Origin of the sequence: Paraburkholderia sp. Ac-20340 (assembly GCF_017104965.1) — a bacterium.
Taxonomy (GTDB): Bacteria; Pseudomonadota; Gammaproteobacteria; order Burkholderiales; family Burkholderiaceae; genus Paraburkholderia.
The window spans coordinates 235,204-249,591 of sequence record NZ_JAAGPR010000002.1; the positions used below are offsets into that span (position 1 = coordinate 235,204).

14 protein-coding genes are annotated in these 14,388 nt (G+C 63.6%); 1 reads left to right on the top strand and 13 read right to left on the bottom strand.

What is annotated here, in order from left to right:
* Nucleotide 1: 1 nt before the first annotated feature.
* The 6 genes from G3N59_RS04055 to rfbB all read right to left on the bottom strand — a co-directional run bounded on the left by G3N59_RS04055 (nt 2) and on the right by rfbB (nt 6,511).
* Nucleotides 2–823 (bottom strand): ABC transporter permease, encoded by an 822-nt coding sequence (locus G3N59_RS04055; RefSeq protein WP_205981261.1) that lies wholly within the window; start codon nt 821–823, stop codon nt 2–4.
* Nucleotides 823–2,238 carry a mannose-1-phosphate guanylyltransferase/mannose-6-phosphate isomerase gene (locus G3N59_RS04060; RefSeq protein WP_205981262.1) on the bottom strand — a complete coding sequence of 472 codons (1,416 nt, stop codon included), beginning with the start codon at nt 2,236–2,238 and terminating at the stop codon, nt 823–825. The genes G3N59_RS04055 and G3N59_RS04060 overlap by 1 nt, the downstream gene beginning before the upstream one ends.
* Nucleotides 2,239–3,064: 826 nt before the next feature.
* Entirely contained in the window at nt 3,065–4,018 is a 954-nt protein-coding gene (gene rfbD, locus G3N59_RS04065) for a dTDP-4-dehydrorhamnose reductase (RefSeq protein WP_205981263.1), read from the bottom strand.
* A complete protein-coding gene (gene rfbC, locus G3N59_RS04070) occupies nt 4,011–4,562 on the bottom strand; it encodes a dTDP-4-dehydrorhamnose 3,5-epimerase (RefSeq protein ID WP_205981264.1) in 552 nt (183 codons plus the stop codon). Before rfbC ends, rfbD begins: the two co-directional genes overlap by 8 nt.
* The gene (gene rfbA / locus G3N59_RS04075) at nt 4,559–5,440 is read right to left on the bottom strand and encodes a glucose-1-phosphate thymidylyltransferase RfbA (RefSeq protein WP_205981265.1); all 882 of its coding nucleotides are present in this window, start codon (nt 5,438–5,440) and stop codon (nt 4,559–4,561) included. Before rfbA ends, rfbC begins: the two co-directional genes overlap by 4 nt.
* A 9-nt stretch (nt 5,441–5,449) precedes the next feature.
* The gene (gene rfbB / locus G3N59_RS04080) at nt 5,450–6,511 is read right to left on the bottom strand and encodes a dTDP-glucose 4,6-dehydratase (RefSeq protein WP_205981266.1); all 1,062 of its coding nucleotides are present in this window, start codon (nt 6,509–6,511) and stop codon (nt 5,450–5,452) included.
* Nucleotides 6,512–6,861: 350 nt separating this feature from the next.
* Here rfbB and G3N59_RS04085 point away from each other — a divergent pair, with 350 nt between their 5' ends.
* Nucleotides 6,862–7,731, top strand: coding sequence for a symmetrical bis(5'-nucleosyl)-tetraphosphatase (locus tag G3N59_RS04085; protein ID WP_205981267.1), 870 nt, complete (start codon nt 6,862–6,864; stop codon nt 7,729–7,731).
* A 27-nt stretch (nt 7,732–7,758) separates the two neighbouring features.
* Here G3N59_RS04085 and G3N59_RS04090 read toward each other — a convergent pair whose 3' ends face one another.
* The 7 genes from G3N59_RS04090 to G3N59_RS04120 all read right to left on the bottom strand — a co-directional run bounded on the left by G3N59_RS04090 (nt 7,759) and on the right by G3N59_RS04120 (nt 14,333).
* A complete protein-coding gene (locus G3N59_RS04090) occupies nt 7,759–8,520 on the bottom strand; it encodes a lysophospholipid acyltransferase family protein (protein WP_205981268.1) in 762 nt (253 codons plus the stop codon).
* Nucleotides 8,521–8,579: 59 nt separating this feature from the next.
* Nucleotides 8,580–9,869 (bottom strand): dihydroorotase, encoded by a 1,290-nt coding sequence (locus G3N59_RS04095; protein WP_205981269.1) that lies wholly within the window; start codon nt 9,867–9,869, stop codon nt 8,580–8,582.
* A 29-nt stretch (nt 9,870–9,898) separates the two neighbouring features.
* Nucleotides 9,899–10,930, bottom strand: a complete 1,032-nt coding sequence (locus tag G3N59_RS04100; RefSeq protein WP_205981270.1) for an aspartate carbamoyltransferase catalytic subunit — start codon at nt 10,928–10,930, stop codon at nt 9,899–9,901.
* 93 nt (nt 10,931–11,023) lie between these two features.
* Entirely contained in the window at nt 11,024–11,452 is a 429-nt protein-coding gene (gene ruvX, locus G3N59_RS04105; RefSeq protein WP_205981490.1) for a Holliday junction resolvase RuvX, read from the bottom strand.
* A 2-nt stretch (nt 11,453–11,454) separates the two neighbouring features.
* Nucleotides 11,455–12,033 (bottom strand): YqgE/AlgH family protein, encoded by a 579-nt coding sequence (locus tag G3N59_RS04110; protein WP_205981271.1) that lies wholly within the window; start codon nt 12,031–12,033, stop codon nt 11,455–11,457.
* 194 nt (nt 12,034–12,227) lie between these two features.
* Nucleotides 12,228–13,760, bottom strand: a complete 1,533-nt coding sequence (locus G3N59_RS04115) for a hypothetical protein (RefSeq protein WP_241023175.1) — start codon at nt 13,758–13,760, stop codon at nt 12,228–12,230.
* A gap of 402 nt (nt 13,761–14,162) precedes the next feature.
* The gene (locus G3N59_RS04120; protein ID WP_008342674.1) at nt 14,163–14,333 is read right to left on the bottom strand and encodes a rubredoxin; all 171 of its coding nucleotides are present in this window, start codon (nt 14,331–14,333) and stop codon (nt 14,163–14,165) included.
* Nucleotides 14,334–14,388 lie beyond the last annotated feature (55 nt).

Sequence of the window (14,388 nt, forward strand, 5' to 3'; positions counted from 1 at the left end):
GTCAAAGCCAGTACGGAACCCGGTTGCGGGTGCGACGCATCAGCAAGTGCGCGAACGCAAAGCCGACGATCAGCATGCCCAATGACCACGCCCACGACTCCCAGAGCAGCGGACGCCCCATCAGCGGCGCACGCACGAGTTCGATCAGGTGATAAAGCGGGTTGTAGCTCGCGACCCATGCACGCGACTTCAGCACTTCCGGCGACCACATCACCGGCGTGAAGAAGAAAGCGACCTGAATCAGGTTCGAAACAATCGGTTGAATATCGCGAAAGCGCGTGCACAGCACGCCGAGCACCACGCTCAGCCAGACGCCCTGCAGGAACAGCAGGAACAGCGCGACCGGCACCAGCAACATCTCGAAGCCCATCGGCCGCTTGAGCACGACGAGCAACACCACGACGACCGGCAGGCTGTGCAGCAGAATGACGAAGTTACGCCAGACGATACGACAGACGTGCACGGTCAACGGTATGCGTATCTGTTTGATGAGATATGCCGAGCCGATGAAGGCATTACACCCTTCGTTCGCGACAGTCGACAGAAAGCCCCACACCACCAGCCCGATCGCGAGATAGGGCAGATATTCGTGGATATCCTGATGCAATAGTTCGGAGTACAACGCACCGAGCACGACCACCATGATGGCCGTGCTCAGCGTGAACCAGAAAGGCCCGAGAACCGAGCGGCGATAACGCTGCCGGATGTCGTGCCAGCCAAGCGTGCCCCAGACGCGGACGGCCCGCAGGCCGGCCATCAGGTCGTCGCGGCCATCGTGGCTGGCCAGATCCGTCTTACCTCGATCGATGATTGCGCTACTCATCAGGCCCGCCCGTACACGTCCTCGAAGCGAACGATGTCGTCTTCGCCGAGATATTCACCGCTTTGCACCTCGATCATCACGAGGCCCACAACGCCGGGATTTTCCAGCCGATGCTTGTGGCCAGCGGGGATGTACGTGGATTCGTTGGTCGACACGAGGAACTCTTTGTCGCCATTGACGACCTTTGCCATGCCGCTCACCACGATCCAGTGTTCGCTGCGGTGGTGATGCATCTGCAGGCTCAGGCTTGCGCCCGGCTTGACTTCGATGCGTTTGATCTTGAAGCGCGGACCATCTTCTAGGATGGTGTACGTGCCCCACGGGCGATGCACCGTGCGATGCAGCTTGTGCGCCTCATGGCCGCGCGCCTTCAGGGCCGCGTAGATATGCTTGACGTCCTGCGCACGATCGCGGTTGGCGATCAGCAGCGCATCCGGCGTGTCGATCACGATCAGGTTATCGACACCCACCGCGCCGATCAGACGATCGCGGCTCTGGAAATAGCAGTTGTCGACATCGTGCAGCAGCGCTTCGCCTTCGACGCGATTGCCGTGGTTGTCGGCCTCGCACAGCTCGCTCACCGCGGTCCACGAACCAATGTCGCTCCAGCCGATCGAGCACGGCACAACGGCTGCCTGGGTGCACTTCTCCATGACCGCATAGTCGATGGAGTTATCCGGCACCATGTTGAAGCTGCCAGGCGACAGTTGCACCTGCGTCCAGCCCTCGCCTTCCGACGTGCGGGAGTCGCTCAGGCACGCTTCCGTGCTTTCGAGAATTTCCGGGCAGTGCTGCTTCAGTTCGCGCAGCATCGCTTCTGCCGTAAAGCAGAAAATGCCCGAATTCCAGAGGTATCGACCCGATTCCAGATATTCGCGGGCCTTGTCGAGCGACGGCTTTTCAACGAAGCGCAGCACCGTGTTGCCGTCTGCCTCGATGTAGCCGTAACCCGTTTCCGGCGACTCCGGCATGATGCCGAACGTGACGATACGACCTTCGGCCGCGAGCGCCTGCGCCTTGGCGACGGCGGCTGCGAAAGCAGCTTCGTCAGCGATCAGATGGTCGGCGGCCAGCACCAGCATGGTGGTCTTCGGACCGCTCGTGCGGGCGATATGCAGGGCGGCGGCGGCAACCGCTGCAGCCGTATTGCGGCCGAACGGTTCACAGATATACGAGGTGGCCACGCCACGCTCGTTGACTTCGCGATAATCGTCTTCCGTCTTGAAGAACAGATCGCGGTTTGTCACCGTGAGAATTTGATTCACACCGTCCAGCGAGGCCGCGCGCAAAAATGCCTTCTGCAGCAAGCTTTGACCGTCGGCAAGACGAATGAAGGGTTTCGGATGCGACTCGCGTGACACCGGCCATAGTCGGGAGCCGGCTCCGCCGCACAGAATAATAGGGATCAGACTCACAAATTCCTCTCTGATACGCTGCGCTGTTGATGTATTTTTCGGATGACGATGTTGTCACCCATGGGGCGCGGCTCGTGGCCGCTTCACTAAGACAGCGCTGATCGTGCCAGCCCTCGGACACCCCGCCGATATGGGCCGTTCAGGCACTCCATAGTTACATTCTATCTGCTGTTCAGCAAGCCAGCGATCTGTAATTGCTACAAATTGCAAGTCCAGCACCGCATTATTGCGATAACAATTATGAAGATTTTGCACGGCTGCCGCGGTGTGATACGCGCTTTTCCATATAGGTGCTGATCAATCAACGCTTACATACCAGACAGCAATACGTAACAATTCGGAACCTCGCAGACCTGTTACGCATAAGATTTGAAAGAAGCGCAATAAAAAGGGCGCTTATCGATAAGCGACTTCTACCACTATCTGCATAGAAAAGTGCGACCGTTCAATTCCCGTTTCAATGAGTGCGTAAGTTTTGTAACTGAAACGGCGATAACCGCGTTCAGTCCACTGCCAGTAAATTCCGCACTGCAAAAGAAGGTTAGCGAGAATGTTCGCTGACTGACAGATACGCGGACCCGACAGCAAGGACGACTTGTCGCACGTCTGCGCAAAAAAAATGCCCGGACGATGCCGGGCTTCATGAGTGACTCGCGGCGTGTTGCAATCCGATTGCAAGTTTGCGCTGTGAGGGCGGCGCGAAACCTTTCGGAGCAAACCGAATTGTGCGCGCGGAACCTGCCTGTCCTTCGCAGAGTATCGAGGACTCGAAACATCGGAGGAATGTGGCGTAGCGGCGGTCGTCGACCGCGCTACGCCACCCCGCTCATGCGATCGAACTGTGGCGAATCTGCAACTGAAAACACAACCCGAGCGCCGCTTGCCAGTCCGGCACCTGAAGCCCGAACTGCTGCGCGAGCTTTTCGCATGACAAACGCGAATTGAGCGGACGGCGCGCCGGCGTCGGGTATTGATCGCTGCCGATCGGCTTCACGATCACGCCATCCAGACCCGCAGCCGCGAAAACCGCCCGTGCGAAACCCGCCCACGACGTCTGCCCGCCCGAAGTCAGGTGATAGACGCCCGAGCGCTGCGCCCACCACGCGTCGTCATGCGCGCCGTCGCAATGCAATGCCGCCACATGCGCACTCATCGCCGCGATGGTCGCGCTCCACGTAGGCGCGCCGATCTGATCGTCGACAACGGAAAGTTCGGTGCGCCCTTCCCGCGCGAGCCGCAGCATCGTCAGCAGAAAGTTGCGCCCGGTTGCACCGTACACCCAGCTCGTGCGAAAGATCAGATGTTTGCCGCCGACCGCCTCGATCGCGCGCTCGCCGGCCAGCTTGGTTTCGCCGTAGACGTTGAGCGGATTGGTGGCATCGGTTTCGACGTACGGACGCTCGAGCGCCCCGTCGAACACATAGTCGGTCGAATAGTGCAGCAGCAGCCCGTTCGAACGGCTCGCTTCCTCGGCGAGTACGCGCGGCAGATCGGTATTGATGCGGCGCGCCGCTTCCACGTCGCTTTCCGCGCGATCGACGGCCGTATAAGCGGCGGCGTTGACGATCAGATCGGGGCGCAGTTCGCGCATGACCTCGCGCACGCGATCGAGATCGGCGAGATCGAGGCGCGCACGGTCGAGCGCCACAATGTCTCCTAGGCCCTGCAAGGCACGCAGCGACTCGCCGCCGACCTGCCCGCCCGTTCCTGTGACGACGATCGTCGGCCGTCTTGCACCTGTCTTGCCATCGCGAATCCCGCCAGCCATCGCATCACTCATAAGTCTGCGCCTGCGCGAGCGGCAAGCCCTGCGCATCCTTTGCAGCGAGCGTAGGCGCGCCGTCGAGCGGCCATTCGATGCCGATCGCCGGATCGCTCCACAGCAAGCTGCGCTCGTGTTCGGGATACCAGTAGTCGGTGGTCTTGTAGAGCATTTCCGCGACGTCCGACATCGCGACGAAACCATGTGCGAAGCCAGGCGGCACCCACAATTGCCGACGATTCTCCGCAGACAAGGTCACGCCGACCCATTGGCCGAAGGTGGGCGAAGAGCGCCGGACGTCGACCGCCACGTCGAACACTTCGCCGGCGATGACACGCACGAGCTTGCCCTGCGCATGTTCGATCTGATAGTGCAGGCCGCGCAGCACGCCCTTGCTCGAGCGCGAATGATTGTCCTGAACGAACTCGACGCCGGCCTGCACCTGCTCGGCGAAAGCGCGGCCATTGAAGCTCTCGAAGAAGAAACCGCGGGCGTCGCCGAACACGCGCGGCTCGATGATTTTGACTTCGCTCAGCGCGGTAGGAATAACCGTGATGCTCATATGACCTGCGACGAAAGAAGATTCATCAAATATTTGCCGTAGCTATTCTTCGCGAGCGGCGCGGCAAGCTGCTGCAACTGCTCAGCGCCGATCCAGTTGCGGCGGAAGGCGATTTCCTCGGGACAGGCAACCATCAGGCCCTGGCGCTTTTGCAAGGTCGCAATGAAGGTGGCCGCTTCGATCAGCGAATCGTGCGTGCCAGTATCGAGCCACGCGAAACCCCGCCCCATGATCTCCACGTCGAGCGCGTTTTCGCGCAGATAGTGCAGATTGACGTCGGTGATTTCGAGTTCGCCGCGCGCGGACGGCTTGATCTGCGCCGCGATATCGCACACGCGATTGTCATAAAAATACAGCCCGGTCACCGCGTAGTTCGAGCGCGGCTTGACAGGCTTTTCTTCGATCGACAGGGCGCGGAAATCGGCATCGAATTCGACCACGCCATAGCGTTCCGGGTCCTGCACGTGATACGCGAACACCGTCGCGCCCGAAGTCTGCGCGTTCGCGTGTTCGAGCTGGGCTGCGAGATCGTGGCCGTAGAAGATATTGTCGCCAAGGATCAGCGCCGACGGGTCATTGCCGACGAACGAGCGGCCAATCACGAAGGCCTGCGCCAGACCATCCGGCGAAGGCTGCACCGCGTATTCGAGCTGCATGCCCCATTGACTGCCGTCGCCGAGCATCGCCTGAAAACGCGGCGTGTCCTGCGGCGTGGAAATGATCAGCACCTCGCGTATCCCCGCGATCATCAGCGTGGACAGCGGATAGTAGATCATCGGCTTGTCATAAACCGGCAACAGTTGTTTGGAGACGGCGTGAGTGATCGGATAAAGCCGTGTGCCCGAACCACCGGCCAGGATAATGCCTTTGCGAGCCATGCCGCCCCCTTAGTCGCGCTGCGCGTAGTTGGTTTCGATCCAGTTGCGGTAAGCGCCCGAGGCAACCTCGTCGACCCACTCCTGGTGATCCAGATACCAGCGCACCGTTTTCGCAAGACCGCTTTCGAAGGTTTCCACGGGACGCCAGCCAAGTTCGCGCTCGATCTTGCGCGCGTCGATCGCGTAACGGCGGTCGTGACCGGGACGATCGGCTACATAGGTGACCTGATCGCGATACGAACCCGCCTGCTTCGGCTTCATCTCGTCAAGCAGGCGACACAATTCGCCGACCACTTCGAGATTGGTCTTCTCGTTCCAGCCACCAACGTTATACGTTTCGCCCGGCGTGCCGCGCGCGAGCACTTCGCGGATCGCGCTGCAGTGATCGCCGACATACAGCCAGTCGCGCACGTTGCGGCCATCGCCGTAAACCGGCAGCGCCTTGCCCGCCAGCGCATTGGCGATCATCAGCGGGATCAGCTTTTCCGGGAACTGGTTCGGACCGTAGTTGTTCGAGCAGTTGGTGATGAGCGTGGGCAGCCCGTAGGTGTGATGCCAGGCGCGCACGAGATGGTCCGAACCCGCCTTGCTCGCCGAATACGGGCTGTTGGGCGTGTAAGGCGTCGTTTCGGTGAACGGGGCGTCGCTGTCGCCTAGCGAGCCGAAAACTTCGTCGGTCGAGACGTGCAGGAAGCGGAATGCGGCGCGCTCGTCGGCATCGAGGGTGTTCCAGTGCTGGCGCGCGGCCTCGAGCAGCGTAAAGGTGCCGACCAGATTCGTCTGAATGAAATCGGCCGGACCGTGGATCGAGCGGTCTACGTGGCTTTCGGCCGCGAAATGGACCACCGCGCGAGGGCGATGTTGCGCGAACAGCTCGTCAAGCGCCGCCCGATCGCAGATATCGACCCGGGCGAACACATGGCCTGGGTGGTCGCGCAGCGACGCGAGCGTACTGGCATTGCCCGCATAGGTGAGCTTATCGACGTTGAGAATGGCCTCGCCGGATTGACCAAGCCAGTCGAGCACGAAATTGGCGCCGATGAACCCCGCGCCGCCCGTAACCAGGATCATGAAATTGCCTGACGATCTGTGGTGAATAGAAAATGTGCGGCGCAGTCTGCCGCCGCGCGATGCGCCGCGCGTAGCGCGATAGAGGCGATACGGGCGGCACGTGATTAGCCCGCCAATTATACTGGCACGGACTTGCCGCCCAGCATCGCATAAATACGATTCGATCCACGTCAAAGCGGCCGCTGCGGCAACGGCCTTCACGTCATGACAGACGCCAGCGACGCTTTGTTGCCGCTCGCCTGCCGCTCTCCTGCCGCGGTGCTGCAAAAGGCGCGCATATTCTGCTATTTTGCAGCGTAGCAATCGCGCAGCAACCCTCGCGCAGCAACTCCGTTTTCCATCGTGCCCCAATGACCAACCCTCCTTCTCGCGTCGTCGCTCCCCTCGCTTTTGGTGATCTTCAAGGCTGCCTCACCCCGTTCCGCGCACTGCTGGCCAAGGCGAATCCTTCGCCCGACACGCCGCTCTGGTTTGCGGGCGACCTCGTCAATCGCGGGCCGCAGTCGCTGGAGACCTTGCGCGAACTGATGGCGCTCGGCGAGCGCGCGGTGGCAGTGCTCGGCAATCACGATCTCCATCTGCTGTCGGTCTCGGCGGGCATTCGCAAGGCGAAGAAGGATGACACGATCAACACGATCCTGAGCGCGCCGGACGCGGCCGATCTGCTGCATTGGGTGCGTCATCGCCCGCTCGCGCATTGGGATCAGGGAATGCTGATGGTGCATGCGGGCGTGCTGCCGCAATGGGACGCCGCGCTCGCGATGGAAGCGGCTGAAGAACTTCAGAAAGCATTACGCCGCGACGACTGGAAGACCACGCTCGCGGGTTTGTACGGCAATGCGCCAGCCCGCTGGAGCAAAGATCTCACGGGCATCGATCGCCTGCGCGTCACCTGCAATGCGCTGACGCGCATGCGCTTTTGCGACGCCAGAGGCGAGATGGATTTCACGGTCAGCGGCGGCCTGGATTCGGCGCCCGAAGGCTGCATGCCGTGGTTCGATGTGCCGGGACGCCGCACCAGCGACGTCACCGTCGTGTTCGGCCACTGGGCCGCGCTGGGCCTCACGCTGCGCAAGAACGTGATCGGGCTCGATTCGGGTTGCGTGTGGGGCGAGAAGCTGTCTGCCGTGCGCCTCGAAGCCGACCCGTATCAACGCGTACTCACGCAGGTGCCGTGCGAAAGCTGCCGGGCCGTATCGGGAAGCGGCGGCGGCAACTAAGCCGGATCACCCGCCGCCAGCCGGCGCTCAGCCCGCTTGCGCCACACGCTCCGTGGCGCCACGCATCACCTCCAGCGCCGCCCCCACCGCCTCCTGCGCGCTCGCCGCCAGCTTGCGCCTATCGTCGCCCGGCTCGATCGCGTCGCACACATACACATGCGCCGTGATCGGCCCGCTCTTGAGCATCGCGTCGAGCGAATCCTTCAGCGACAGATCGTCGATATACGCCGGCGCGATCGACTGCCTGCCCTGCGCATCCTCGTACATGATGCAGACCGGCTGCACCGGCCGCCCCGCCGAAACCGGCGCCTGGAACATATTCGAGTGAAACGGCTTGAGCGCGAGCCCATCCGTGGTCGTGCCTTCCGGAAACACGCACATCAACTCGCCGCGCTCCAGCCGCGAAGCCAGTTCGTGCATGATGCGCCGCGCCTCGCTGCGCTTTTCGCGCTCGATAAACACCGTATCGAGATTCGCCGCGAACCAGCCGATCAGCGGCCAGCTACGCACCTCCGCCTTCGAGACGAACGGCGTCGGCCGCCACGCGTTGATCACGTAGATGTCGATCCACGAAATATGGTTGCTGACGACCAGCGCGCCCGCATCCAGACGCGCCGAATCGTTATGGACAACGAGCTTCATGCCGCACAGGGCGAGCATCTTGAGCGACCACGCACGGTTCAGCGCGTGACGTTGCTCGGGCGTCGCGCGCGGAAAACGCACGCCGACGGTCCAGGCGCCGCGCAGCAGGTGGCCAAGCAAACGGGCTTTGCGAAAGAAGAGACTCATGGCTGGGTCAGTGTCGAAGTCGGCTTACGGGTATCTCAGTGGCCAGCGCTGTGGCCAGATCAGTGGCGCTCTACATTGCGTTCGAAGCCGATGCGTCCTGCCACCAGCGTCGCGCGCACCACGGCGGGCAAGTCGTAGCCGAGGAACGGCGTATTGTGCCCCTGGCTCCTGAGCGCGCGCGGTTCGACCTGCCAGCGCGCGTGCGCATCGAATACGCAGAGATCGGCGCTCGCACCCACCGCGAGGCGCCCAACATCCTTGCCGATCACCGTAGCCGGCGCCGACGAAATCCGCGCCAGCGCCTTCGCCAGCGGCAGATCCGCCTCTTCGGCCCACTTCACGGTCAGCGACAGGAGCAGTTCGAGCCCCGTCGCGCCGGGCGTGGCTTCGGCGAACGGCAGCAGCTTTTCGTCGTCGTCCACGGGCGTGTGCTGCGAGCAGATCGCGTCGATGGTGCCATCGGCCACGCCCGCGCGCAGCGCATCGCGATCGCGTTGCTGACGCAGCGGCGGATCAAGGCGGAACTGCGCGTCGAAATAGCCGATATCGGTATCGGTCAGATGCAGATGATTGGCGGTGACGTCGCAGGTCACGGGCAGGCCTTCGGCCTTCGCCTCGCGCACCAGCGCCACGCCCGCCGCCGACGACAGATGCTGCACGTGCACGCGCGCGCCCGTCACGCGCATCAGTTCGAACAGCGTGAACAGCGCGATGGTTTCCGCGCTGACCGGCACGCCCGACAACCCGAGACGCGACGCCAGCGCGCCGCTCGCCGCCACGCCGCCCTTCGACAGAAACGGGTCCTGCGGACGCAGCCACACCGGGTAGCCATACGTGCTCGCGTACTGCAGCGCGCGCATCAGCACCTGGGTATCGGCGATCGGCGAATCGGCCTGCGTGAAGCCGATACAGCCGGCTTCGGTCAGCGACACCATTTCCGTGATCACAGCGCCCTTCAGGCCCACCGTGAGCGCGCCGAGCGGATGCACATGGGCGCGTTCGAGCTTGCCCGCGCGGTACTTGAGCATTTCGACCAGACCCGCTTCGTCGAGCACCGGATCGGTGTCGGGCGGGCACACGAGGCTCGTCACGCCGCCCGCGAGCGCCGCGTTCATCTCGGAATCGAGCGTCGCCTTATGTTCGTAGCCCGGCTCGCGCAGACGCGCGCTCAGATCGACGAAACCGGGCGCGACCATCAGCCCGCGCGCATCGATCGTGCGTTCGGCCTGAAAACCCGCCGGCGCCGTGCCGATGGCGGCGATCTTGCCGTCGTCGATATAGATGTCCTGCTGCTGTTCGGTGCCCGCGACCGGATCGATCAGCGTGCCGCCTTGAATATGAATCTTCATGCGCTGCCTTCTCTGCTCTTGTCCAGTCGTTAGTCGATGTCTGCGTTCTTGCCGGCGACGATGCCCATCACCGCCATGCGCACCGCGATGCCGAAGCTCACCTGATCGAGGATCACCGACTGCGGGCCGTCCGCGACCTGCGAGTCGATCTCGACGCCTCGGTTCATCGGCCCCGGATGCATCACGATCGCATCGGGCGCGGCCAGCGCGAGACGCTCGGGCGTGAGGCCCCAGCTCTTGAAATACTCCTGCGCCGACGGCAGCAGCGCGCCGCTCATGCGCTCGTTCTGCAGGCGCAGCATGATGATCACGTCCACGCCCTTCAACCCTTCGTCGAGGTTGTGGAACACGCGCACGCCCATCTGTTCGAGACCGCCCGGCAGCAGCGTGCGCGGACCGATCGCGCGCACTTCCGGCACGCCCAGCGTCGTGAGCGCATGAATATCCGAGCGCGCAACCCGCGAATGCAGGATGTCGCCGACGATCGCCACGCGCAGATTGGTGAAATCCTTCTTGTAGTGGCGGATCGTGTACATGTCGAGCAAGCCTTGCGTCGGGTGCGCGTGGCGCCCGTCGCCGGCGTTGATCACGTGCACGTGCGGCGCGCAATGCTCGGCGATCAGATACGGCGCGCCGCTCGACGCGTGACGCACGACGAACATATCGGCATGCATCGCCGACAGGTTGCCGATGGTGTCGAGCAGCGATTCGCCCTTGCTCGTGGACGACGCGTTGATGTTCAGGTTCAGCACATCCGCCGAAAGACGCTTGGCGGCAATTTCGAAGGTCGTGCGCGTGCGCGTCGAGTTCTCGAAGAACAGGTTGAACACCGATTTGCCGCGCAACAGCGGCACATTCTTCACATCGCGGTCCGAGACGCTCACAAACTGCGTGGCGGTGTCGAGCACCTGATTGATGATCGCGCGCGGCAAGCCCTCGATCGACAGCAGATGCTTGAGTTCGCCGTTCTTCGTGAGCTGCGGATTGCCTTTCAGAAAGCCGTAGCGAAAGCGCTTGTCGGCGGCATTGTCGGCCGATGCGGGCGTGGGCTGTGTATTCATCGCTTGAGTCCTGCGCGAATGGCTTGCTGGGAGAAATTCAAAAGGTGTGCCGCGTGGCGGGCCAGGCTGGATGGACACATCACGCGGGCAAGGTCAGGCGGGAGGGAGTTCGTCGAGGTATTGCTGCAGGATCACGCAGGCTGCTTCGGCGTCGATATGCTCGACGCGTTCGCCGCGCTCGCGCAGACGCGATTCGGCATCCACCGACGAATAGCGCTCGTCCACCCATTCCACAGGCAGATTGAAGCGTCCGTTGAGCTGATTGCCGAAGCGCTTCGCCTGCTTCGTCATGACGTGCGGCGTGCCGTCGGGATGGGTCGGCAAGCCCACCACGAGACGGTCGGGCTGCCATTCGCGCAGCAGCGCGGCAACGGCTTCAAAACGGGAATCGATGCTGCGGTTCTGGATCACGGTGAGCGCGCGGGCGCTGCGCGTGAGCGCGTTGCCCAGCGCCACGCCAATGCGCTTTTCGCCGTAATCGAAGGCCAGCAGGGTCGCCTCGGCGGCGCCTCGCCCTGCCACGCTCATGCGTGACCCGCTTCGCCCGAAAGCATCGTCGAGGAAATGCCGAGCAGCGCGAGCGCCGCTTCGAAACGTTCTTCGGCGGGCACGTCGAACACGATCTTCGGATCGGCTTCGACCGTCAGCCAGCCGTTTTTCGAGATTTCGTCTTCGAGCTGACCCGCGCCCCAGCCGGCATGGCCGAGCGTGAGCAGGAACTGATCGGGGCCAGTACCGCTGGCGACCGCTTCGAGCACGTCCTTCGAGGTGGTCATTTCCAGACCGCCGGGCACCGACATCGACGAGGTGTAGTTAATGCCGGTTTTGGGCGCGTGCAGCACGAAGCCGCGCTCGGTCTGCACCGGGCCGCCGAAATAGACGGGCACATGCAGCAGCGGTTCGATTTCGAGCTTGAGGTCGATGCGGGAAAACAGCGCTTCCAGATCGATATCGGTAGGACGATTGATCACGAGACCGAGCGCACCGCGCTCGGAATGATCGCAAAGGTAGACCACCGTTCCTGAAAACGTGGGGTCCGCCATGTTGGGCATGGCGATCAGGAACTGGTTGGTCAGATTGATGCGATCGTTACTTTTGGACATGGTTTGAATTCTAGCAAAGACGATACGGATTGGCGGCGGCCTGCCAGGCCCTGCGGCTGCACCGCGGGCGCCCCGTAGCGCGGGGAATGGCTCACTCTAACATGCTGGCGCGGCACGCCTGTAACGTGGGGTTTTGGTGCGGCACTAGCCGTGCGCCACTCGCCGTGCACGACGAACTCGCCGTCGCTGTTGGGCTAGCGCGACGCGAGCGGCGTTGCGGCTGCAGGTACACCGCCCGCTGCCCCATTTGCCGCACCGACGATCGCCGCACCGAGTGCACGCACCGCGGCGCCGGAATCGGGCTGCGCGACGCCCGCCGCGACCTTGTGCAGCATGGCGCGCAAGGCTTCGTTGGCGTGCTCGACGGCGTCCGTATCCGGGATCGCCAGCGGCGTGGCGCCATACGAACCGTTCTGGTTGCCGGCCGCGACCGCTGCGTGCGCAGTGCGCCGCCACGCAAGGCCGAGTGCATCCGCCAGCAGCCCGACGTGCCCGAGACCCAAGGCCCACGCCGCCGCACCGATCCGGTACGCGGCTTCCGCCGCCACCAGCGCGGCGGCCGGATCGGCGGGTGCGCCAGCCGGGCGCAGCGACAGCGCACGCGTCTGGGTGCCGAGCGCGAGCATCGCGGCATCGGCGGTCTGCAAAAAATCCTCGTAGGCATTGCCATTGACGACCAGCGCGCCCAGATCCCGCATGGGTGCGACGCGCGTGGCCAGCGCATCGGCACGGGCCGCGCCCTCTTCCCAGAGCGCTTCCGACGCCTGCGTGCCCGCCACATGCCAATCGACGGTCAGGCCGTAATCGTTCAACAGCTCGACATCGGCGGTATCTTCCGCAGCCGCGCCGAACAACGCGTAATCGCGCCACAACAGCGCGAGCGCGCTGCGCACGAACGATTGCGGCACGACGCGCAAACCGCGCACTTGCTCGCCGATCAGCAGATTGCAGCGCGCATAAAACCGCCGCACATCTTCGTCGCCCCAATACGTGACGCCATTGCGCAGCACCCGCCCGCAGGCTGCGGCCAGACGCCAGAAGTCGTAGGGATCGTCGCTGGCCAGATCGGCGAAACAGGCGTCCATCTCGCCGAAGGCGGCTTGCGCCAGCGCATCGGCGGCGCGGTTGCCGTTGGTCTGGCGCGTTTTGAGCGCGGGCAGCAGCGCCGATTCGAAGCGCGCCCGCGCCTGCGCGAGACGCTGGGCCGGCTGTGCCGCCAGCGTGGCGACGGCGATCGGACGGCCGTGCAGCGCCACATCCTCATAGGCGAGCGAGACGCCCGGCGCATGTTCGGCGATGGCATCGACGAGCGTGCGCTGGCGCGCGTAGAGCGTCGGCGAACAGGCCAGCTCGCGCAGATTATGGCGTTCGAGCGCGGCGGAAAGTTCGCTCAAGGCATCGCGAAACGCCTCGCGGATTGCGCCTTCGTCCGGCGAATCGTGGTCCTGCGCAGGCCGCGGCGGCATGCCGGGCGGCGGCGGCGTAGGCACGTATGCCGCAAGCGCCAGCGGCGAGGCGAGCAACAACGTGTCGGCGAAGCGCGCGGCGGCCAGCCAGCCCGCGTCGCGCAGCGTGCGCGCCGCCTGACGCAGCGGTCTGGCGACATCGCGCTGCTCGTCGAGCGCCTGGCCGGCATTGGCGAGCGCAGCATGCGCGAACGGCACGTGGCCGCCACGCGGGTTGGGCAGCGCTTCGAAACGGGCGTCTGACGTTGAATGAGGGGTCATGATGCTAAGGCAGCGCCGGGGACGGTTGCGAACGATTGCGAACAGTTGCGAACGGCTGCAGGCGGACCTGCGCGATAACGGGCATCAACGTCCGACAATGACAGATTTCGCATCGTCGAGCCGCGCAGCCGGCCGGCAGCGGTGGCGCAAAGCGCCATGACACCTTCGGCTTGCGCGCCTGACTTGCGCGCCAGAGCCACCGGCAGGTCGACGAGTAGCAATTCGCGCGCCTCGCCGGCAGCGGCGGCTGCGCAAAGTCGCGGGAATCTTGCCGCCTGATCCGCAACAAAAACGCAGCAACAACAAAACGATCGCGACACGTTCGCGATCGTCGAAAGCGATGCCGAAGCGGCGGCGAACGGGCTTACGCCTCGCGCCGCTGCGGCAGGATCGAGGCTAGCCTCAGATCTGGACCATCTCGAAGTCTTCCTTGCGCGCACCGCACTCGGGGCAGGTCCAATTGATGGGCACATCCTCCCAGCGCGTGCCGGGCGCAATGCCTTCGTCTGGCAAACCGGCTTCTTCATCGTAGATCCAGCCGCAGATCAGGCACATCCAGCTTCTATATTCCATTCTTATGCCGCGTCGAAAAGTCCAAAAAACCGCGCGCCCCGGCCCCGGAATGGAG

Bases quoted from the DNA above. Each gene is read 5' to 3' on its own strand.
- G3N59_RS04120 (WP_008342674.1), bottom strand. From the start codon at position 14,333: ATGGAATATAGAAGCTGGATGTGCCTGATCTGCGGCTGGATCTACGAT.
- G3N59_RS04090 (WP_205981268.1), bottom strand. From the start codon at position 8,520: ATGAGTCTCTTCTTTCGCAAAGCCCGTTTGCTTGGCCACCTGCTGCGC.
- G3N59_RS04110 (WP_205981271.1), bottom strand. From the start codon at position 12,033: ATGTCCAAAAGTAACGATCGCATCAATCTGACCAACCAGTTCCTGATC.
- G3N59_RS04085 (WP_205981267.1), top strand. From the start codon at position 6,862: ATGACCAACCCTCCTTCTCGCGTCGTCGCTCCCCTCGCTTTTGGTGAT.
- G3N59_RS04095 (WP_205981269.1), bottom strand. From the start codon at position 9,869: ATGAAGATTCATATTCAAGGCGGCACGCTGATCGATCCGGTCGCGGGC.
- G3N59_RS04100 (WP_205981270.1), bottom strand. From the start codon at position 10,930: ATGAATACACAGCCCACGCCCGCATCGGCCGACAATGCCGCCGACAAG.
- G3N59_RS04115 (WP_241023175.1), bottom strand. From the start codon at position 13,760: ATGACCCCTCATTCAACGTCAGACGCCCGTTTCGAAGCGCTGCCCAAC.
- rfbB (WP_205981266.1), bottom strand. From the start codon at position 6,511: ATGATCCTGGTTACGGGCGGCGCGGGGTTCATCGGCGCCAATTTCGTG.
- rfbC (WP_205981264.1), bottom strand. From the start codon at position 4,562: ATGAGCATCACGGTTATTCCTACCGCGCTGAGCGAAGTCAAAATCATC.
- G3N59_RS04055 (WP_205981261.1), bottom strand. From the start codon at position 823: ATGAGTAGCGCAATCATCGATCGAGGTAAGACGGATCTGGCCAGCCAC.
- rfbD (WP_205981263.1), bottom strand. From the start codon at position 4,018: ATGAGTGATGCGATGGCTGGCGGGATTCGCGATGGCAAGACAGGTGCA.
- rfbA (WP_205981265.1), bottom strand. From the start codon at position 5,440: ATGGCTCGCAAAGGCATTATCCTGGCCGGTGGTTCGGGCACACGGCTT.